Origin of the sequence: Thermus composti (assembly GCF_014647535.1) — a bacterium.
Taxonomy (GTDB): Bacteria; Deinococcota; Deinococci; order Deinococcales; family Thermaceae; genus Thermus; species Thermus composti.
This window is the reverse complement of sequence record NZ_BMPJ01000034.1, coordinates 1-15,496: the sequence shown is the minus strand read 5'-3', so window position 1 is coordinate 15,496 and position 15,496 is coordinate 1. Positions and strand designations below refer to the sequence as shown.

Sequence of the window (15,496 nt, the reverse complement as noted above, 5' to 3'; positions counted from 1 at the left end):
CCTTACCCATCGCCTGGGTAGCTAGGGTGGCGGCGTGAATAGTGTCGGAGCGAATAACCGAAGGGGGGATCATTTAAGGACAGGCGCCCACCAGGCTGAGGGCATAACGCCCGCTCCCCTCCTCGTCCAGCCCCGCCCGGGCCAAGCCCCGGTCCCGCAGGTGGCCGGGGCGACCTCGGCGCAGTTCTGGACGGGGCTCAGGACCTTGGGGCTTAGGGCTTCCTTTAGCTACTCCAGCACGCCCAGGTAGGCGTAGAGGTCCGGGCCCCCAGGCAGGACCTCCACCGCCAGTTCGGGGAAGCGGGCCGCCACCCCTTCCGCATTCTCCTTAGGGGTGTTGGGGCCGAGGAAGAGGGTGAGAACCTCCTTGCCCTCCTTGGCCAGGCGGAGAAGGCCCTCCAGAACCTCCTCCGGGGTCTCCCCCGTAAGGACCAGCCTCCCGTCCAGAAGCCCGATGGGCCTCCCCTCGGCCACCGCCAGGCCCTCTAGCGTGGCGTCCCGGCTCGCCCAGGTAACCTCCAAGGTCACCGCCCCCGCCATGGCCTCCTCCAGCTCGGGGAGGAGGGCCTCGAGGGGCGCCTCGGGGTCAAAGCGCACCGCCGCCGCCAGGCCCTGGCCCAGGGTGCGGGCCTTGAGGACGTGGACCTCCTTCCCCCCTTCCCGGGCGAGCCGCGCCGCCTCCTCCGCCGCCAGGAAGACGTTGGGGTTGTTGGGCAGAAGGAGGACCACGGGGCTTGGGACGCTCCGGATGGCCCAAAGGAGCTCCTCCACGCTGGGGTTTTGCGTCTTTACCCCGGCCACCACCCGCGCCCCCAGGCTCCGGAAGACCCGGGCCACCCCGTGGCCCAGGGCCACGGCCACCAGGCCCAAGGGGGGCGGGGGCACCTCCGTGGCGCCGGCCATGGCCAGGATCTCCGTGTGCTGCTCCCGCATGTCCTCCACCTTGGTGCGCACCATGCGGCCGAAGCGGGCCACGGCGGCCAGGAGGCCGTCGGGGTCATCGGTGTGGATGTGCCCCTTCACGTACCCCTCGGCCCCCACCACCAAAAGGGAATCGCCGAAGGGGGCCACCGCCTCGCGGATGGCCTCTATGGGCGCCTCCACCCCCTCTAGGAGGAACTCCGTGCAGTAGCCGAACTCCTCGGTGGCGAAGGCGGTCTGGGCGTAGCGCTCCACCTTGGGGGGTTCGGGCAGGGGGAGCCCTAAGGCGTAGCCCCGAAGCCCCTCTAGAAACCGCACGTACCCCGCCCCCCCAGCGTCCACCACCCCCGCCTGCTTCAGGACGGGAAGGAGTTCAGGGGTCCTGGCCAGGGCCTCCTGGGCGGCCGTGAGGGCGCTTTCCAAAACGGCCTCGAGGCTCTCCCCGCTCGCCCCTTCCCCCGCCGCCCGGGCCACGGTGAGGAGGGTGCCCTCCACGGGCTTCATCACCGCCTGGTAGCCGGTCTTGGCCCCCTGGCGCAAGGCGGCCTTGAGGGCGGGCCCGTCCAAGACCTCCCGGGTCTTGAGCACCTCCGCGAAGCCCTTGAGGATCTGGGAGAGGATCACCCCGCTGTTCCCCCGGGCCCCGAGGAGGCTCCCGTAGGCGATGGCCCGGGCCACCTCGGGCATCCGGGCGGTGTCGGCCAGGTCCAGCTCCCGCCTCGCCGCCTGCAGGGTGTGGAGCATATTGGTGCCCGTGTCTCCGTCGGGCACGGGATAAACGTTTAAGGCGTTTAGCTCCTCCACGTAGACCCGGAACCAGTCCGTGGCGTAGCGGAAGGCCTCCGCCACCTCCTCCGGGCGCCAGCTAGCCACGGCCCACCCCCACCACGTGCACCCGGATGCGGGAAAGCTCCACCCCCGCAAGCTTCCGGGCCACAAAGGTAAGCCGCTCCCCCAAGGACTCGGCCACGGTGGGGATGCGGACCCCCAGGGCCACCACCACGTAGAGGTCCACCTGGTACCGGCCAGGGGCGGCGGGGTCCTGGCGCACCACCACCCCTTCGCTGGCCTCCTGCCGCCCCAGGATGCGCACCACCTGGTCCTTAAGCCCCGCCGGGGCCATGCCCACCACCCCCGGTACCTCGTGGGCCGCCAGGGCCAGGAGGGAGGCCAAGGCCCCCTCCGTCACCACCACCTTCCCCAGCATCCCTACCCCCTCAGGGCCTCCTCCGGGGGCGTGTAGGGAAGGCCGAAGGCCTCGGCCACCCCCGGGTGGGTGATCCGGCCGCGGTGGACGTTAAGCCCCTTGAGGAGGGCGGGGTCCTCGAGGAGGGCCTGAAGCCCTTTCTCCGCCAGCTTAAGGACATAGGGAAGCGTCTGGTTGGTGAGGGCGAAGGTGGAGGTGCGGGGCACCGCCCCCGGCATGTTGGCCACCCCGTAGTGCACCACCCCGTCCACCACGTAGGTGGGCTCGGCGTGGGTGGTGGGGTGGATGGTCTCCACACACCCCCCCTGGTCCACGGCCACGTCCACGATCACCGCCCCCTCCTTCATCAGGGAAAGCATGTCCCGGGTGACCAGCTTGGGGGCCTTGGCCCCGGGGACAAGCACCGCCCCGATGAGGAGGTCAGCGTGTTGCACGCTCTTCTTGATGTTGGCCTCGGTGGCGGTGAGGGTGATCACCCGGCCCCCGAAGACGTCGTCCAGGTACTGGAGGCGCCTGTGGTTCACATCCAGGATGGTGACCTGGGCGCCCATGCCCAGGGCGATCTTGGCGGCGTTGGTGCCCACCGTCCCCCCGCCCAGGATCACCACACTGGCCGGGGCCACCCCCGGCACCCCGCCCAGGAGGACCCCCCGGCCCCCCTTGGGCTTCTCCAGGAACTGGGCCCCCACCTGGGGGGCCATCCGCCCGGCCACCTCGCTCATGGGGACGAGGAGGGGCAGGGTCCCGTCGGGAAGCTGCACCGTCTCGTAGGCGATCCCCGTGGCCCCGCTTTTTAAAAGGGCCTCGGTGAGGGAGCGGTCCGCCGCCAGGTGCAGGTAGGTGAAGAGGACAAGCCCCTCCCGCAAAAAGGGGTATTCCTCGGGCAGGGGCTCCTTCACCTTCACCACCATCTCCGCCCCCCAGGCCTCCTCCCGGCCCACCAGGTGGGCCCCGGCCCGCTCGTACTCGGCGTCGGATAGCCCCGAGCCCAAACCCGCCCCCCGCTCCACCAAGACGGTGTGGCCGCGCCGGACCAGGCTCTCCACGCCCCCGGGGGTCAAGGCCACCCGGTTTTCCAGGGTCTTGATCTCCTTCGGCACGCCGATGACCATGGGACTACACCTCCTTGCGAAACACCCGCTTGATCTTGAGCTTGAAGCCGTCGCCCTCGGCGATGGCGAGAAGCCGCCTGCGGGAGTCTACCAGGGTCACGTACCCCAGGGCGGGGATGGGGAGGGGCACCCCCTCCAGGACCCGCCGGGCCTCGGTGTGGGAGAGTTCCACCACGGGGAAGGGCAGGATGTCGGGCTCGGGGAGGGCTTTTTCCGGGGAAAGCTCGGAAAGCTTCACCGCCCGCTCCAGCCCCACCTTGCCGATGCGGGTGCGCACGAGCCCCGAGAGGAAGGCCTTGGTCTTGAGCCTTTCCCCCAGGTCGCGGGCGAAGGCCCGCACGTAGGTGCCGGGGCCCACCACCAGCCGGATCACCGCCGTGGGGTAGGGCCCAAGGGGCTTGGGGAGCTCCACCTTGCGCCCGCCCTTCTCGGCAAGCCGCCACCCCCGGGCGGAAGGGGCGATGGGGTGGGGGGTGGGGACGGGGTCCAGGGCCAGAAGCTCCACCTCGAGGTAGCGGGCGGGCCTAGGAGGAAGCTCTAAGGCCTTCCCCTCCCGGGCCACCTCGTAGGCCCGCTTCCCCCCCACCTTGATGGCGGAGAAAAGAGGGGGCACCTGCTCTTTGACCTCCAGAAAGGAGGGGAGGACACTTTCCAGGTCCTTCCGGTCAAAGCGCACCGGGGCCTCCTCGCTGATGGGCCCCTCCGCGTCCAAGGTGGGGGTGGTGGCCCCGAAGGAAACCCAGGCCAGGTACTCCTTCTCCTCCCCCGAGAGAAAGGGGACCAGCTTGGTGCTCTCCTCGGAGACCAGGAGGAGAAGCCCCGTGGCCAGGGGGTCCAGGGTTCCCGTGTGCCCTACCCGGCGGGTATTCAGGCGCTTCCTCGCCTCCTCCACCGCGTCGTGGGAGGTGAGGTGGAGGGGCTTGTCCACCGCGTAGAGGGCCATGCCTAGGGGATTGTATCACCGGAGGGCATAGAATGGCGGTATGCTATCCGCTTTGGAAGCCCGCTACCCTGGGCTCGCCTTCGCCTGGCCGAGGCCCGGCGTCCTGGAGATCACCTTCCGCGGGGAGAAGCTTAACGCCATGCCCCCCGCCCTCCACCGGGCCCTGGCCCGGGTGTGGTGGGACCTCGAGGCGGTGGAGGGCGTGAGGGCCGTGCTCCTCCGGGGCGAGGGCGGGGTCTTCTCCGCCGGGGGCTCCTTCGCCCTCGTAGAGGAGATGCGGGCCTCCCACGAGGCCCTGATGCGGGTCTTCTGGGAGGCGCGGGACCTGGTCCTCGGGCCCCTCAACTTCCCGAGGCCCGTGGTGGCGGCGGTGGCGGGGGTGGCGGTGGTGGCGGGGCTCGCCCTGGCCCTGGCCGCGGACATCGCCGTGGTGGGGAAGGGAGCGAGGCTTCTGGACGGCCACCTGCGCCTTGGGGTGGCGGCGGGGGACCACGCCGTCCTCCTCTGGCCCCTCCTCGTGGGCATGGCCAAGGCCAAGTACCACCTCCTCCTGAACGAGCCCCTCACGGGGGAGGAGGCGGAACGGCTGGGCCTCGTGGCCTTAGCGGTGGAGGACGAGAAGGTGTATGAGAAGGCCCTCGAGGTGGCGGAAAGGCTCGCCCAAGGCCCCAAGGAGGCCTTAAGCCACACCAAGCACGCCTTAAACCACTGGTACCGGAGCTTCCTCCCCCACTTTGAGGTCTCCTTGGCCCTGGAGTTTTTGGGGTTTTCCGGGAAGGAACTGGAAGAGGGCCTAAAGGCCCTCAAGGAGAAGCGCCCTCCCGAGTTCCCATGATGCGCCTCCAGGCCTTCCTGGCCCGGGCCGGGGTGGCGAGCCGCCGCAAGGCGGAGAAGCTCATCCGCCAGGGGCGGGTGCGGGTGAACGGAAAGGTGGCGGTCCTCGGCCAGAAGGTGGGGCCCGAGGACCTCGTGGAGGTGGACGGGAAGCGGGTGGCCCTCCCCCAAGAGCGGGTGGTCCTCGCCCTCCACAAGCCCAAGGGCTACACCACCACCCGCCATGACCCCCACGCCGAAAGAACGGTGTACCAGCTCCTTCCCACAATCCCCGGCCTCCACCCCGTGGGCCGGCTGGACCGGGACTCGGAGGGGCTTCTCCTCTTCACCAACGACGGGGCCCTCACCTTCCGCCTCACCCACCCCCGCTATGGGGTCAAGAAGGTCTACCGGGTCTGGACGGAAGGGGGAACCCTCCCCGAAGAGGTCTGCCGGAGGCTCCTAGAAGGGGTCCTCCTCGAGGACGGCCCCGCCCGGGCCCTGGCCTGCCGCCCCGCCCCGGGAGGGGCCTTCCTCACCCTGGCGGAGGGCAGAAAGCGGGAGGTCAGGCGGATGCTAAAGGCGGTGGGCTACCCCGTGCGGCGGCTTCTCCGGGTGCAGGTGGGACCCATCCGCCTCGGAGACCTCCCTCCCGGGAGGTGGCGGCGGCTTTCGGAAGGGGAGGTGAGGGCCCTCCTCCGGCTCGTAGGGCTAGAATGAAGGGCATGTTCACGCCGGGGAACGGACCCGTGCAGATCAGCGAGGAGGCCATAAAAGAGCGGGTGGCGGAGCTGGGGAGGCAGATCGCCCAGGACTACCAGGGCAAGACCCCCCACCTAATCTGCGTCCTGAACGGGGCCTTCATCTTCATGGCCGACCTGGTGCGGGCCATCCCCCTCCCCCTCACCCTGGACTTCATCGCCATAAGCTCCTACGGAAACGCCTTCAAGTCCAGCGGGGAGGTGGAGCTCATCAAGGACCTCCGCCTTCCCATCCACGGCCGGGACGTGATCGTGGTGGAGGACATCGTGGACACCGGGCTCACCCTTTCTTACCTTTTGGACTACCTCGAGGCCCGCAAGCCCGCCTCCCTCCGGGTGGCCGCCCTCCTCTCCAAGCCCGCCCGGCGCCAGGTGGAGGTCCCCATCCACTACCTGGGCTTTGAGATTGAGGACGCCTATGTCTACGGCTACGGCCTAGACCGGGCCCAGTTTGACCGGAACCTACCCTTCATCACCTCCCTTCGCCCAGAGGAGGAATGAGGTACCTGGACCTGATCACCGCCCTCTTCGCCACGGCGCTCCTTGTCTCCAACGTGGCCTCCACCAAGCTGGTGGTCTTGGGGCCCTTCACCTTTGACGGGGGCACCCTGCTTTTCCCCTTGGCCTACATTTTCGGAGACGTCCTCACCGAGGTCTACGGCTACCGGAGAAGCCGAAAGGTCATCTGGATCGGCTTCCTCGCCCTCCTCCTCGCCACCCTCACCTTCCAGCTGGTGGCCGCCCTCCCCGCCCCGCCCGACGCGGAGAGCCAGCGCTTCGGCGAGGCCTTCGGCCTCCTCCTGGGCCTCACCCCCAGGATCGTCCTGGGAAGCCTCCTGGCCTACTTCGCCGGGGAGTTCGCCAACGCCTACGTCCTGGCCAAGCTCAAGGTGAGGACCGAAGGCCGCTTTTTCTGGCTAAGGGCCCTGGCCTCCACCCTGGTGGGCCAGGGGCTGGACACGGGGCTTTTCCTCCTCGTGGCCTTCTACGGGGTCTTCCCGAACGAGGTGCTCTGGGCGGTCTTCCTCTCCAACTACGCCTTTAAAGTGGGGGTGGAGGCGGTCATGCTTCCTCTCACCTACGCCGTGGTGGGCTTTTTGAAGCGGGCCGAGGGCTTGGACGTCTACGACCGGGACACGGACTTTAACCCCTTCCGCCTGGCATGAACCCCCTCTTCCAACACCCCATGGGCGTGGGCACCTGGGCCTGGGGAGACCGGCTTTTCTGGGGCTACGGCCAAGGCTACGGGGAAAGGGAGCTTTTGGGGGCCTACCGGGCAAGCCTCGAGGCGGGCATCCGCCTCTTTGACACCGCCGAGTTCTACGGCTTCGGCCTTTCCGAAAGGCTCCTTGGGCGCTTCCTCCGGGAAGGGGAAAGGCCCTATCTGGTCACCAAGTTCTTCCCCTACCCCTGGCGCCTTTCCCGGAAGGACCTCCTTAAGGCCCTAAGGGGAAGCCTCGGACGGCTTGGGGTGGAGGCGGTGGACCTCTACCTCCTCCACTGGCCCTGGCCCCCCGTCCCCCTGAGGGTCTGGGCCGAGGCCCTAGCGGAAGCCTACGAGCGGGGGCTCGCCCGAGGGGTGGGGGTCTGCAACGTCTCCTTGGCCCAGCTGGAGGTGGTGAAGGGGGTCTTGGAGCGCCACCGGGTGCCCCTCTTCGCCCTCCAGGTGGAGTTCAACCTCCTCAAGCGGGCGTGGGCGGCCCACCTTCCCGCCCTCCGCCAAGAGGGCATCGCCCTCATGGCCTATAGCCCCCTGGCCATGGGCTGGCTCACGGGGAAGCTGAGCCCGGAAAACCCCCCCAGGGACTACCGGGGAAACAAGTACCGGCCCTTCTTGGGAAGGCTTAGGGAGCTTCTCCCCCTCCTCCGCCGCCTGGCCGAGGCCAAGGGGGTAAGCCCCGCCGCCATCGCCCTCCGCTACCTAATAGAGAAGGGGGCCCTCCCCATCCCCGGGGCCAAGAACGAGGACCAGGCCCGGCGCAACGCCGAGGCCCTAAGGATCGCCCTCACCCCGGAGGAGATGGCCCTTTTGGAGGAAGGGGCGTAAGCTTTAAGGGGATGCCGGGGATCGCCATTATCGGAGCCCAGTGGGGGGACGAGGGCAAGGGCAAGGTGGTGGACGCCCTCGCCCCCGAGGCCGACTACGTGGTCCGCTACCAGGGGGGGGCCAACGCCGGCCACACCGTGGTGGCCGAGGGCCGGGTCTTCAAGCTCAACCTCCTCCCCTCGGGGGTGATCCACCCCCATGCGGTGAACGTCCTGGGGGACGGGATGGTCATTGACCCCTTCCGCTTCCAGGAGGAGCTGGAGGGCCTGAGGCGGGAAGGGTTTAACCCCAAGGTGCTGGTCTCGGAAAGGGCCCACCTGGTCCTTCCCCACCACAAGCACGTGGAAAGCCGCCACAACTTCGTGGGCACCACGGGCCGGGGGATCGGCCCCGCCTACTCCGACCGGGCGCGGCGGGTGGGGATTCGGGCCGGGGACCTCCTGGACGAGCGCACCCTTAGGGAGAGGGTGCGCCGCCTCCTCTACGAGAAGCCCAACTCCACCCGGGAGGCGGGCTGGGACACGGAGGAAAAGGCCCTCGCCGACCTCTTAAGGATGCGGGAGATCCTAAGCCCCTACATCGCCGACACGGGGGCCATCCTCCGGGAGGCCTGGCGCAAGGGGAAGCGCCTCCTCTTTGAGGGGGCCCAGGCCACCCTCCTGGACCTGAACTACGGCACCTACCCCTACGTCACGAGCTCCCACCCCACGGTGGGGGGGATCCTGGTGGGCACAGGGCTTTCCCACAAGGCCATCACCAAGGTCTACGGGGTGGCCAAGGCCTACGCCACCCGGGTGGGGGAAGGGCCTTTCCCCACGGAGATCCACGGGGAACTGGCCCACCACCTTAGGGAGAAGGGCGGGGAGTACGGGACCACCACGGGAAGGCCCCGGCGGGTGGGCTGGCTGGACCTGGTGGCGTTAAGGTACGCCTGCGAGGTGAACGGCTTTGACGGCCTGGCCCTCACCAAGCTGGACGTGCTCTCGGGGCTGGAAAGGGTGAAGGTGGCGGTGGAGTACCTGGACGGGAGCCGCCCCGGGGAGGCTAGGCCGGAGGCGGTGCGCTACCTGGAGCTTCCGGGCTGGGGGGACCTCTCCCACGTGAAGCGCCGGGAGGACCTCCCCCCAAGCCTCCACCGCTATTTGGAACTCATAGAGGAGTACACCGGGGTCCCGGTGGTCCTCTTCTCCACGAGCCCCAGGCGGGAGGACACCTTCGGGGCGGTGAGCTGGGTCTAGGGCTTTTTAAGAAAAGCCACGTACCGCTCCAAAAGGAGGTAGGCCTCGCCGCTGGCCAAAACCTCCTGGGCCAGGCGCACCCCCTTTTCCAGGCTTTCCACCCGCCCCGCGGCGTAAAACCCCGCCCCCGCCGCCAAGGCCACGGCGTCCGCCACCACCCCCTTCTCCTCGCCCTTTAAGAGGCGGCGGGCCCGCTCGGCGTTCTCCTGCGGGGTCCCCCCCCTTAGGGCGGCCAGGGGGGCCCTCCCCAGGCCCACCGCCTCGGGGGTGAGGGTGTAGGCCCCTTTCCCCACCTCCACCACCTGGTTCTCCCCCAAGACGAGCTCGTCCGCCCCCTCCCCGTGGACCACGAGGCCCCGGGCCCCAAGCCTTTCCAGGGCCTCGGCCATGGGGGTAAGCCACTCCGGGCTAAAGACCCCGAGGACGTAAGCGTCCGCCCCGGCGGGGTTGGTGAGGGGGCCCAAGAGGTTGAAGACGGTGCGCACACCAAGCTCCGCCCGCACCGGGGCCACGTGGCGCATGGCGGGGTGGAAGACCCGGGCGAAGAGGAAGCCGAAGCCCAGGGCCTCTATGGCCTCCCCCACCCGCTCCGGGGGCGCCTCGAGGTCCACCCCCAGGGCCTCGAGGAGGTCCGCGCTCCCCGCTTTGGAGCTTGCCGCCCGGTTCCCGTGCTTGGCCACCGCCACCCCCCCCGCCGCCGCCACCAGGGCGGCCAGGGTGGAGAGGTTCAAAAGGTCCTGATGGTCCCCCCCGGTCCCCACGATGTCCAAAAGGGGACGCCGGGCCACCCGAAGGGGCCTCGCCACCTCCCGCATGGCCCGGGCCATGGCGGCGATCTCGTGGGGCCTCTCTCCCCTGAGGCTCAGGGCGGTGAGCACCCCGGCCGCCCGCACGGGGGAAACCTCCCCCGCCATCAGGGCCCGCATGACCTCGTAGGCCTCTTCCTCCTCCAAGACCTCGCCCAAAAGCGCCTTCTTCACCGCGTCCATGGGTCCTCCAGGAAGTTCTTGAGAATGAGTTTGCCTGCCTCCGTGAGGTAGCTTTCCGGGTGGAACTGCACCCCGTGGGTGGGGAAGGTTTTGTGGCGGAAGCCCATCACCGTCCGCCCCCCCGCCTCCTCCGCCCAGGCGTTCACCAAAAGGTCCTCCGGCACCTCCGCCACCGCCAGGGAGTGGTAGCGGGTGGCGGAAAAGGGATTGGGCAGGCCCCGGAAGACCCCGGTGCCGTCGTGGTGGATGGGGCTCACCTTGCCGTGCATGAGGACGGGGGCGGGGACCACCTTCCCCCCAAAAGCCGCCCCGATGGCCTGGTGGCCCAGGCAGACCCCCAGGATGGGGTAGCGGGGGGCGTAGCGCTGGACCAGGGGGACGGAAAGCCCCGCCTCAAAGGGGGTGCAGGGGCCGGGACTGATGAGGATCCGGTCCGGGTCCAGGGCCTCCACGTCCTCCAGCCGGAAGCGGTCGTTCCGCCACACGATGGGCTCCGCCCCAAGCTCCCCCAGGTACTGCACCAGGTTGTAGGTGAAGCTATCGTAGTTGTCAACGACGAGCACCCTCACGGCCGCCCTCCTTCACCACCCCGTCCTGGCCCAAGCCAGGACGGGGGCCCCGGAAATTGCGCAAAAGAGACTCGGGCCCGGATCATAGCCCCTCCTCCGCCATCTCCACCGCCTTGAGGAGCGCCTTGGCCTTGTTCAGGCACTCCTGGTACTCCCTTTCCGACACCGAGTCCGCCACGATCCCCGCCCCCGCCTGGACGTGCATCCAACCCTTGGCGACGACGAAGGTGCGCAAGGTTAAGGCCATGTCCATGGCCCCGTCGTAGGCGAGGTAGCCGAAGCTTCCCCCGTAGGGTCCCCGGCGGTGGGGCTCCAGCTCCTCAATGATCTCCATGGCCCGGATCTTGGGAGCCCCGGAGACCGTGCCCATGGGCAGCACGCTGGCCAGGGCGTCCAAGGGGGTCTTTCCCTCGGCCAAGACCCCTTCCACCGTGGAGACCAGGTGCATCACGTGGGAGTAGTACTCCACGTGCATGGGCTCCAAGACCCGCACCGTGCCGAAGGCGGAGACCCGGCCCAGGTCGTTCCGGGAAAGGTCCAGAAGCATCACGTGCTCCGCCACCTCCTTCTCGTCCCTCTGGAGCTCCTCCGCAAGCCTTTTGTCCTCCTCCTCGTCCTTCCCCCGGGGGCGGGTCCCGGCGATGGGCCGGGTGACCACCCTCTTGCCATCCGAGCGGAGGAGGCTTTCCGGGCTCGCGGAGACCAAGACCACCTCCCCCAGGTCCAGATAGCCCATGTAGGGGCTCGGGTTCACGCTCCTTAAGGCCCGGTAGAGGGCGAAGGGGTGGACGGTGAGGGGGGAGGAGAGCCTCAAGGAGAGGACCACCTGGAAGATGTCCCCGGCGCGGATGTAGTCCAAGGCCCGCTCCACCGCCTTCAGGTAGGCCTCTTGCGTCATGTCCGCCTGGAAGCGGGCCCGCCCCCCCGCCCTCTCCCCCGGCACCCCGGGCAAGGGGCCCTTAAGCCTCCGCTCCGCCCAGGCGAGGCGCCTTTCCGCCTCCTCGAGGTCGGTGCCCGGGGCCACCAGGTGGAGGAGGTTTTTCAGGTGGTCAAAGACCGCCACCACCTCGGGCTCCACGAAGAGGAGGTCGGGGAGGCCCAGGTCGTCGGGCTTGAGGCTCGGAAGGCGCTCGTAGTAGCGGATGAGGTCGTAGGCGGCGTACCCCACCATCCCGCCGAAGAAGGGGGGGAGGTCGGGGGGGCGCTCCAAGGGGGCGTGGACCGCCTCGTAGAGGGTGCGCAAGGGGTCCTGGGTGGCCACGGGGGTGCCGTTCACGGTGAAGACCCCGTCCTTTAAGCGGAAGGTGCGCCGCGCCCCCACCCCCACGATGGAAAAGCGGCTTTGCCGGCCCCTTTCCACCGACTCCAGGAGGAAGCTCACCGGGGCCTTCTCGGAAAGCTTCAGGTAGGCGGTCACCGGGGTTTCCAGATCGGCCAGGTAGGTCCTGCGAAAGGGCTTGATGGGCTCCATCCCGCCTCCAAAAAAGCGCCCCCCGGGGTACGCCCCGGGGTAAGAGCCTCCCGCCCCGGGGCCTAGCCGGGCCACCAGAAGGCGGGAAGCGAGCGCATGCCTTAAGGATAGCCTAGGCCAAGGCTTCGGGTCTAGCCCCCCTTAGAAGCGCTCGGTGACGCTTTTCATCTCCAGGAAAAGCCTGAGGTAGTCCAGGGCCCCCGTCTTGGCGTTGGTGCCCGAGAGCTTGAAGCCGCCGAAGGGCTGGACCCCCACCAGGGCCCCGGTGATCTTGCGGTTGAAGTAGAGGTTGCCCACGTGGAACTCCCGCCGGGCCCACTCCAGGTGCTCCCGCTTCCGGGAGTAGACCCCTCCCGTGAGGCCGTAGGGGGTGTCGTTGGCCACCTCCAGGGCCTCGGCAAAGTCCTTGACCCGGATCACGGAAAGCACGGGGCCAAAGATCTCCTCTTGGGCGATGCGGGCTTTGGGGGGCACCTCGGTGAAAATGGTGGGGGCAATGAAGAAGCCCTCCCCCTCGAGGCGCCTCCCCCCCAGGACCAACCTCCCCTCCTTCTTGCCGATCTCAATGTAGGAGAGGACCTTTCGCTCCTGGGCCTCGTTCACCACCGGGCCCATATCGGGGTTCTCCTCGGCGGGGCCCACCACGAGCCTCTCCGCCCGCTTCAGGACCCTTTCCAGGACGGGCTCGTAGGCCCCCTCGGTGAGGATGAGGCGGCTTGCCGCCGAGCACTTCTGCCCCTGGAAGCCGTAGGCGGAGACCACCACCCCTTCCGCCGCCAGGTCAAAGTCCGCGGTCTCGTCCACGATGATGGCGTCCTTGCCCCCGGTCTCCACGTAGGCCCGCTTGAACCAGCGCTGCCCCGGGGCGAGCTTGGCGGCCTCCTCGTAGATCCTTTGGCCCACCTCGAGGCTTCCCGTGAAGTTGATGAAACGGGTCTCGGGGTGGGCCACCAAATAGGCCCCCACCTCCTCCCCCACCCCGGGCAGGAGGTTCACCACCCCCGGGGGGAAGCCCGCCTCGTGGAGGATCTCAAAAACCTTGGCCGCCACCACCACCGCGTCCTCGGCGGGCTTGGCGATCACGGTGTTCCCCACGGCCACGGGGCCCAAAAGCATCCCCGTGAAGATGGCGATGGGGAAGTTCCAGGGGGAGATGGAGACCCCCGCCCCCAAGGGCACATAAAAGCTCTCGTTGTCCTCCCCGGGGTAGGGCTCCACCTCCACCGCCGGGTACCGGTAGTGGAGGGCGGCCCGGGCGTAGTACTCCACGAAGTCTATGGCCTCCGCCACGTCGGCCGAGGCCTCCACCCAGTTCTTCCCCACCTCGTAGACCAAAAAGGCCTCGAGGTCCCGCCTTTTCCGCTTCATGAGGGCGGCGGCCTTGAGAAGGAGGCGGGAGCGGTCCTCCTGGGGCCAGTCCTTCCAGGTCTTGAAGGCCTTCCAAGCCGCCTTCAGGGCCTCGTCCGCCTCCGCCTTCCCCGCCTTGGCCGCCGTCCCCACCACCTCCTTGGGGTTAGAGGGGTTGAGGGAGACCAGGCGCTCTTTGGTGTCCACCCACTCCCCGGCGATGTAAAGGGGATAGTGGCGGCCGAACTCCGCCCGGGCCCGCTTCAGGGCCTCCCGCATCTCCCTTCGGGCCTCCTCCGTCTGGAAGGTCTCTATGGGTTGGTTCCGAAAAGGTTCCACCGTCATGGCTTCCTCCCTTAGCCTCCTAAGAGGCTCCGTAGCACCAAAAAGAGGTTTTCCGGCCGCTCGGCGATGCGCCTCGTGAGGTAGGGGTACCAGTCCTCGCCGTAGGGCACATAGGCCCGCACCGTGTACCCCTCCCGGGCCAAGGCCTTCTGGGCCTCGGGGCGCACCCCGTAGAGCATCTGGAACTCAAACCGGTCCTTGGGAATGCCCATGGCCTCGGTGTAGCGCCTTATCTCGGCGATGAGCCTGGGGTCGTGGGTGGCGAAGGCCACGTAAAGCCCTTCCTTAAGGGCGAGCTTCCCCAGGTGCAGGTACTCAGCGTCAATGAGGCGCTTGTCCGGGAAGGCCACCTCCTTGGGCTCCCGGTAGGCCCCCTTGACCAAGCGCAGGTTGGGCCTATAGGGAAGGAGGTCCCAGAAGTCCTTCTCCGTGCGGTAGAGGTAGCTTTGCAGCACCACCCCCAGCTGGGAAAACCCCTCCTCCCTCAGGGCCCGGTAGAGGCGCAAGGTGGCCTCCACCCGGGGGGAGTCCTCCATGTCCAGCCGGACGAAAACACCCCTGGGCTCCGCCTCCCTAAGGATCCCCCGCAAAAGCTCTAAGGCAAGCCCTTCGGAAAGGTCCAAGCCTAGCTGGGTGGGCTTGACAGAGATGTACTTGGGCCAGGGCCTTTCCGCCAAGGAAAAGACTAGCTCCAGGATTCTTCCCTGAAAGGCGCGGGCCTCCGCTTCCGTGCGCACCATCTCCCCCAAGAGGTCCAAGATGGCGTGCACCCCCTCCCGCTCCAGCCCTTCGGCCACGGCCAGGGCCTCCTCCAGACTTTCTCCCGCCACGTAGCGGCGCACCAGGCTTCGCGCCCGGCCCTTGATCAGGGCCTCCACCCGGGGGTTCCCCGCCACGGAAAGCACCAAGGAACGGTAAGTCAGGTCCAGGCTCATACCCCTCCTTTCCTTAGCCTCGCCGCCACCAGGTCGCGAAAGCGGGAGACGTGGGCCTCCACCGCCCGCCTGGCCCCCTCGGGGTCCCTTTGGGCCAGGGCCTTGAGGATGGCCCGGTGCTCCCGCCTTGTGGCCTCGTCCTGGGAGAGCATGGGAAGGGTGTTCCGGGCCAGGACCAAGGTGGCGAGAAGGTCCTCGTAAAGGCGGTAAAGGGTCCGGTTCCCCGAAAGGCGCACCAAGGCCCGGTGGAACTCCAGATCCCGGCGCATCTGCTCGGGGTAATCCTCCTTGGGAGCCTCGTCTATGGCCTTAAGGTAGCCTTCTAACTCAGCCAGCTCCCAAGGGGTGGCCCTTAGGGCGGCCTCCCGGGCCGCCTCCCCTTCCAGAAGGGCCCGCACCCTGTAGACCTCGTCCACCTCCTCCGGGGAAAAGGCCCTAACCCTCGCCCCCTTGCCCGGGACGAGCTCCACCAAACCCTCCTCGGCCAGGCGCATGAGGGCCTCCCGCACGGGGGTGCGGGAGACGCCGAGCTCCTGGGCCAAAAGGGGCTCGGAAAGCCTCTCCCCAGGGGCGAAGCGCCCGGAGAGGAGGAGGTCCTTGAGGTGGCGGTAGACCGCCTCGCGCACCTGGTTGGGGCGGCGGAAGGCTAGAGGATGCATCCTGTATACAGGATGTCAGAAAAAGAGAAGGGGCGCAAGCCCCTTCTGCCTAAAACTCCCCTTTAGTACATCCCCCCTTCGGTTATTCGCTCCGACACTATTCACGCCGCCACCCTAGCTACCCAGGCGATGGGTAAGG

At 68.4% G+C, this 15,496-nt stretch carries 16 protein-coding genes; 6 read left to right on the top strand and 10 right to left on the bottom strand.

Annotated features, from left to right (window positions below):
• Positions 1-228 precede the first annotated feature (228 nt).
• From IEX93_RS10390 to truB, 4 genes are read right to left on the bottom strand one after another with little or no spacing between them, the layout of a single operon-like run.
• The gene (locus IEX93_RS10390; RefSeq protein WP_188848128.1) at positions 229-1,794 is read right to left on the bottom strand and encodes a DAK2 domain-containing protein; all 1,566 of its coding nucleotides are present in this window, start codon (positions 1,792-1,794) and stop codon (positions 229-231) included.
• On the bottom strand, positions 1,787-2,128 hold the full coding sequence (locus tag IEX93_RS10385; protein ID WP_188848127.1) for an Asp23/Gls24 family envelope stress response protein: 342 nt from the start codon (positions 2,126-2,128) through the stop codon (positions 1,787-1,789). The genes IEX93_RS10390 and IEX93_RS10385 overlap by 8 nt, the downstream gene beginning before the upstream one ends.
• 2 nt (positions 2,129-2,130) lie before the next feature.
• Positions 2,131-3,240 (bottom strand): alanine dehydrogenase, encoded by a 1,110-nt coding sequence (ald, locus tag IEX93_RS10380; protein WP_188848126.1) that lies wholly within the window; start codon positions 3,238-3,240, stop codon positions 2,131-2,133.
• A 4-nt stretch (positions 3,241-3,244) separates the two neighbouring features.
• Positions 3,245-4,183, bottom strand: a complete 939-nt coding sequence (truB, locus tag IEX93_RS10375; protein WP_188848125.1) for a tRNA pseudouridine(55) synthase TruB — start codon at positions 4,181-4,183, stop codon at positions 3,245-3,247.
• A gap of 40 nt (positions 4,184-4,223) precedes the next feature.
• Here truB and IEX93_RS10370 point away from each other — a divergent pair, with 40 nt between their 5' ends.
• The 6 genes from IEX93_RS10370 to IEX93_RS10345 are packed head-to-tail and all read left to right on the top strand — an operon-like array spanning position 4,224 to position 9,042.
• Complete coding sequence (locus IEX93_RS10370; protein WP_188848124.1) at positions 4,224-5,018, top strand: enoyl-CoA hydratase/isomerase family protein; 795 nt, start codon at positions 4,224-4,226, stop codon at positions 5,016-5,018.
• Entirely contained in the window at positions 5,018-5,716 is a 699-nt protein-coding gene (locus IEX93_RS10365; protein ID WP_188848123.1) for a pseudouridine synthase, read from the top strand. Before IEX93_RS10370 ends, IEX93_RS10365 begins: the two co-directional genes overlap by 1 nt.
• Positions 5,713-6,258: a hypoxanthine phosphoribosyltransferase gene (gene hpt / locus IEX93_RS10360; protein ID WP_188848122.1), complete on the top strand. Its 546-nt coding sequence runs from the start codon at positions 5,713-5,715 to the stop codon at positions 6,256-6,258. The genes IEX93_RS10365 and hpt overlap by 4 nt, the downstream gene beginning before the upstream one ends.
• Positions 6,255-6,923 (top strand): queuosine precursor transporter, encoded by a 669-nt coding sequence (locus IEX93_RS10355; RefSeq protein ID WP_188848121.1) that lies wholly within the window; start codon positions 6,255-6,257, stop codon positions 6,921-6,923. Before hpt ends, IEX93_RS10355 begins: the two co-directional genes overlap by 4 nt.
• Positions 6,920-7,804: an aldo/keto reductase gene (locus tag IEX93_RS10350; RefSeq protein ID WP_188848120.1), complete on the top strand. Its 885-nt coding sequence runs from the start codon at positions 6,920-6,922 to the stop codon at positions 7,802-7,804. The genes IEX93_RS10355 and IEX93_RS10350 overlap by 4 nt, the downstream gene beginning before the upstream one ends.
• 11 nt (positions 7,805-7,815) lie before the next feature.
• A complete protein-coding gene (locus IEX93_RS10345; protein WP_188848119.1) occupies positions 7,816-9,042 on the top strand; it encodes an adenylosuccinate synthase in 1,227 nt (408 codons plus the stop codon).
• Here the strand turns inward: IEX93_RS10345 and trpD are convergent.
• From trpD to IEX93_RS10315, 6 genes are all read right to left on the bottom strand, one after another.
• Positions 9,039-10,031: an anthranilate phosphoribosyltransferase gene (trpD, locus tag IEX93_RS10340; protein ID WP_188848118.1), complete on the bottom strand. Its 993-nt coding sequence runs from the start codon at positions 10,029-10,031 to the stop codon at positions 9,039-9,041. The two genes, IEX93_RS10345 and trpD, sit on opposite strands and share 4 nt — an antisense overlap.
• A complete protein-coding gene (locus IEX93_RS10335) occupies positions 10,019-10,600 on the bottom strand; it encodes an anthranilate synthase component II (RefSeq protein WP_188848117.1) in 582 nt (193 codons plus the stop codon). Before IEX93_RS10335 ends, trpD begins: the two co-directional genes overlap by 13 nt.
• Positions 10,601-10,682: 82 nt before the next feature.
• The gene (trpE, locus tag IEX93_RS10330) at positions 10,683-12,071 is read right to left on the bottom strand and encodes an anthranilate synthase component I (RefSeq protein WP_188848116.1); all 1,389 of its coding nucleotides are present in this window, start codon (positions 12,069-12,071) and stop codon (positions 10,683-10,685) included.
• 141 nt (positions 12,072-12,212) lie between these two features.
• Positions 12,213-13,763 carry an L-glutamate gamma-semialdehyde dehydrogenase gene (pruA, locus tag IEX93_RS10325; protein ID WP_188848115.1) on the bottom strand — a complete coding sequence of 517 codons (1,551 nt, stop codon included), beginning with the start codon at positions 13,761-13,763 and terminating at the stop codon, positions 12,213-12,215.
• An 11-nt stretch (positions 13,764-13,774) separates the two neighbouring features.
• Positions 13,775-14,698 carry a proline dehydrogenase gene (locus IEX93_RS10320; protein WP_188848114.1) on the bottom strand — a complete coding sequence of 308 codons (924 nt, stop codon included), beginning with the start codon at positions 14,696-14,698 and terminating at the stop codon, positions 13,775-13,777.
• Complete coding sequence (locus tag IEX93_RS10315; RefSeq protein ID WP_188848113.1) at positions 14,695-15,357, bottom strand: GntR family transcriptional regulator; 663 nt, start codon at positions 15,355-15,357, stop codon at positions 14,695-14,697. The genes IEX93_RS10320 and IEX93_RS10315 overlap by 4 nt, the downstream gene beginning before the upstream one ends.
• Positions 15,358-15,496: the final 139 nt, after the last annotated feature.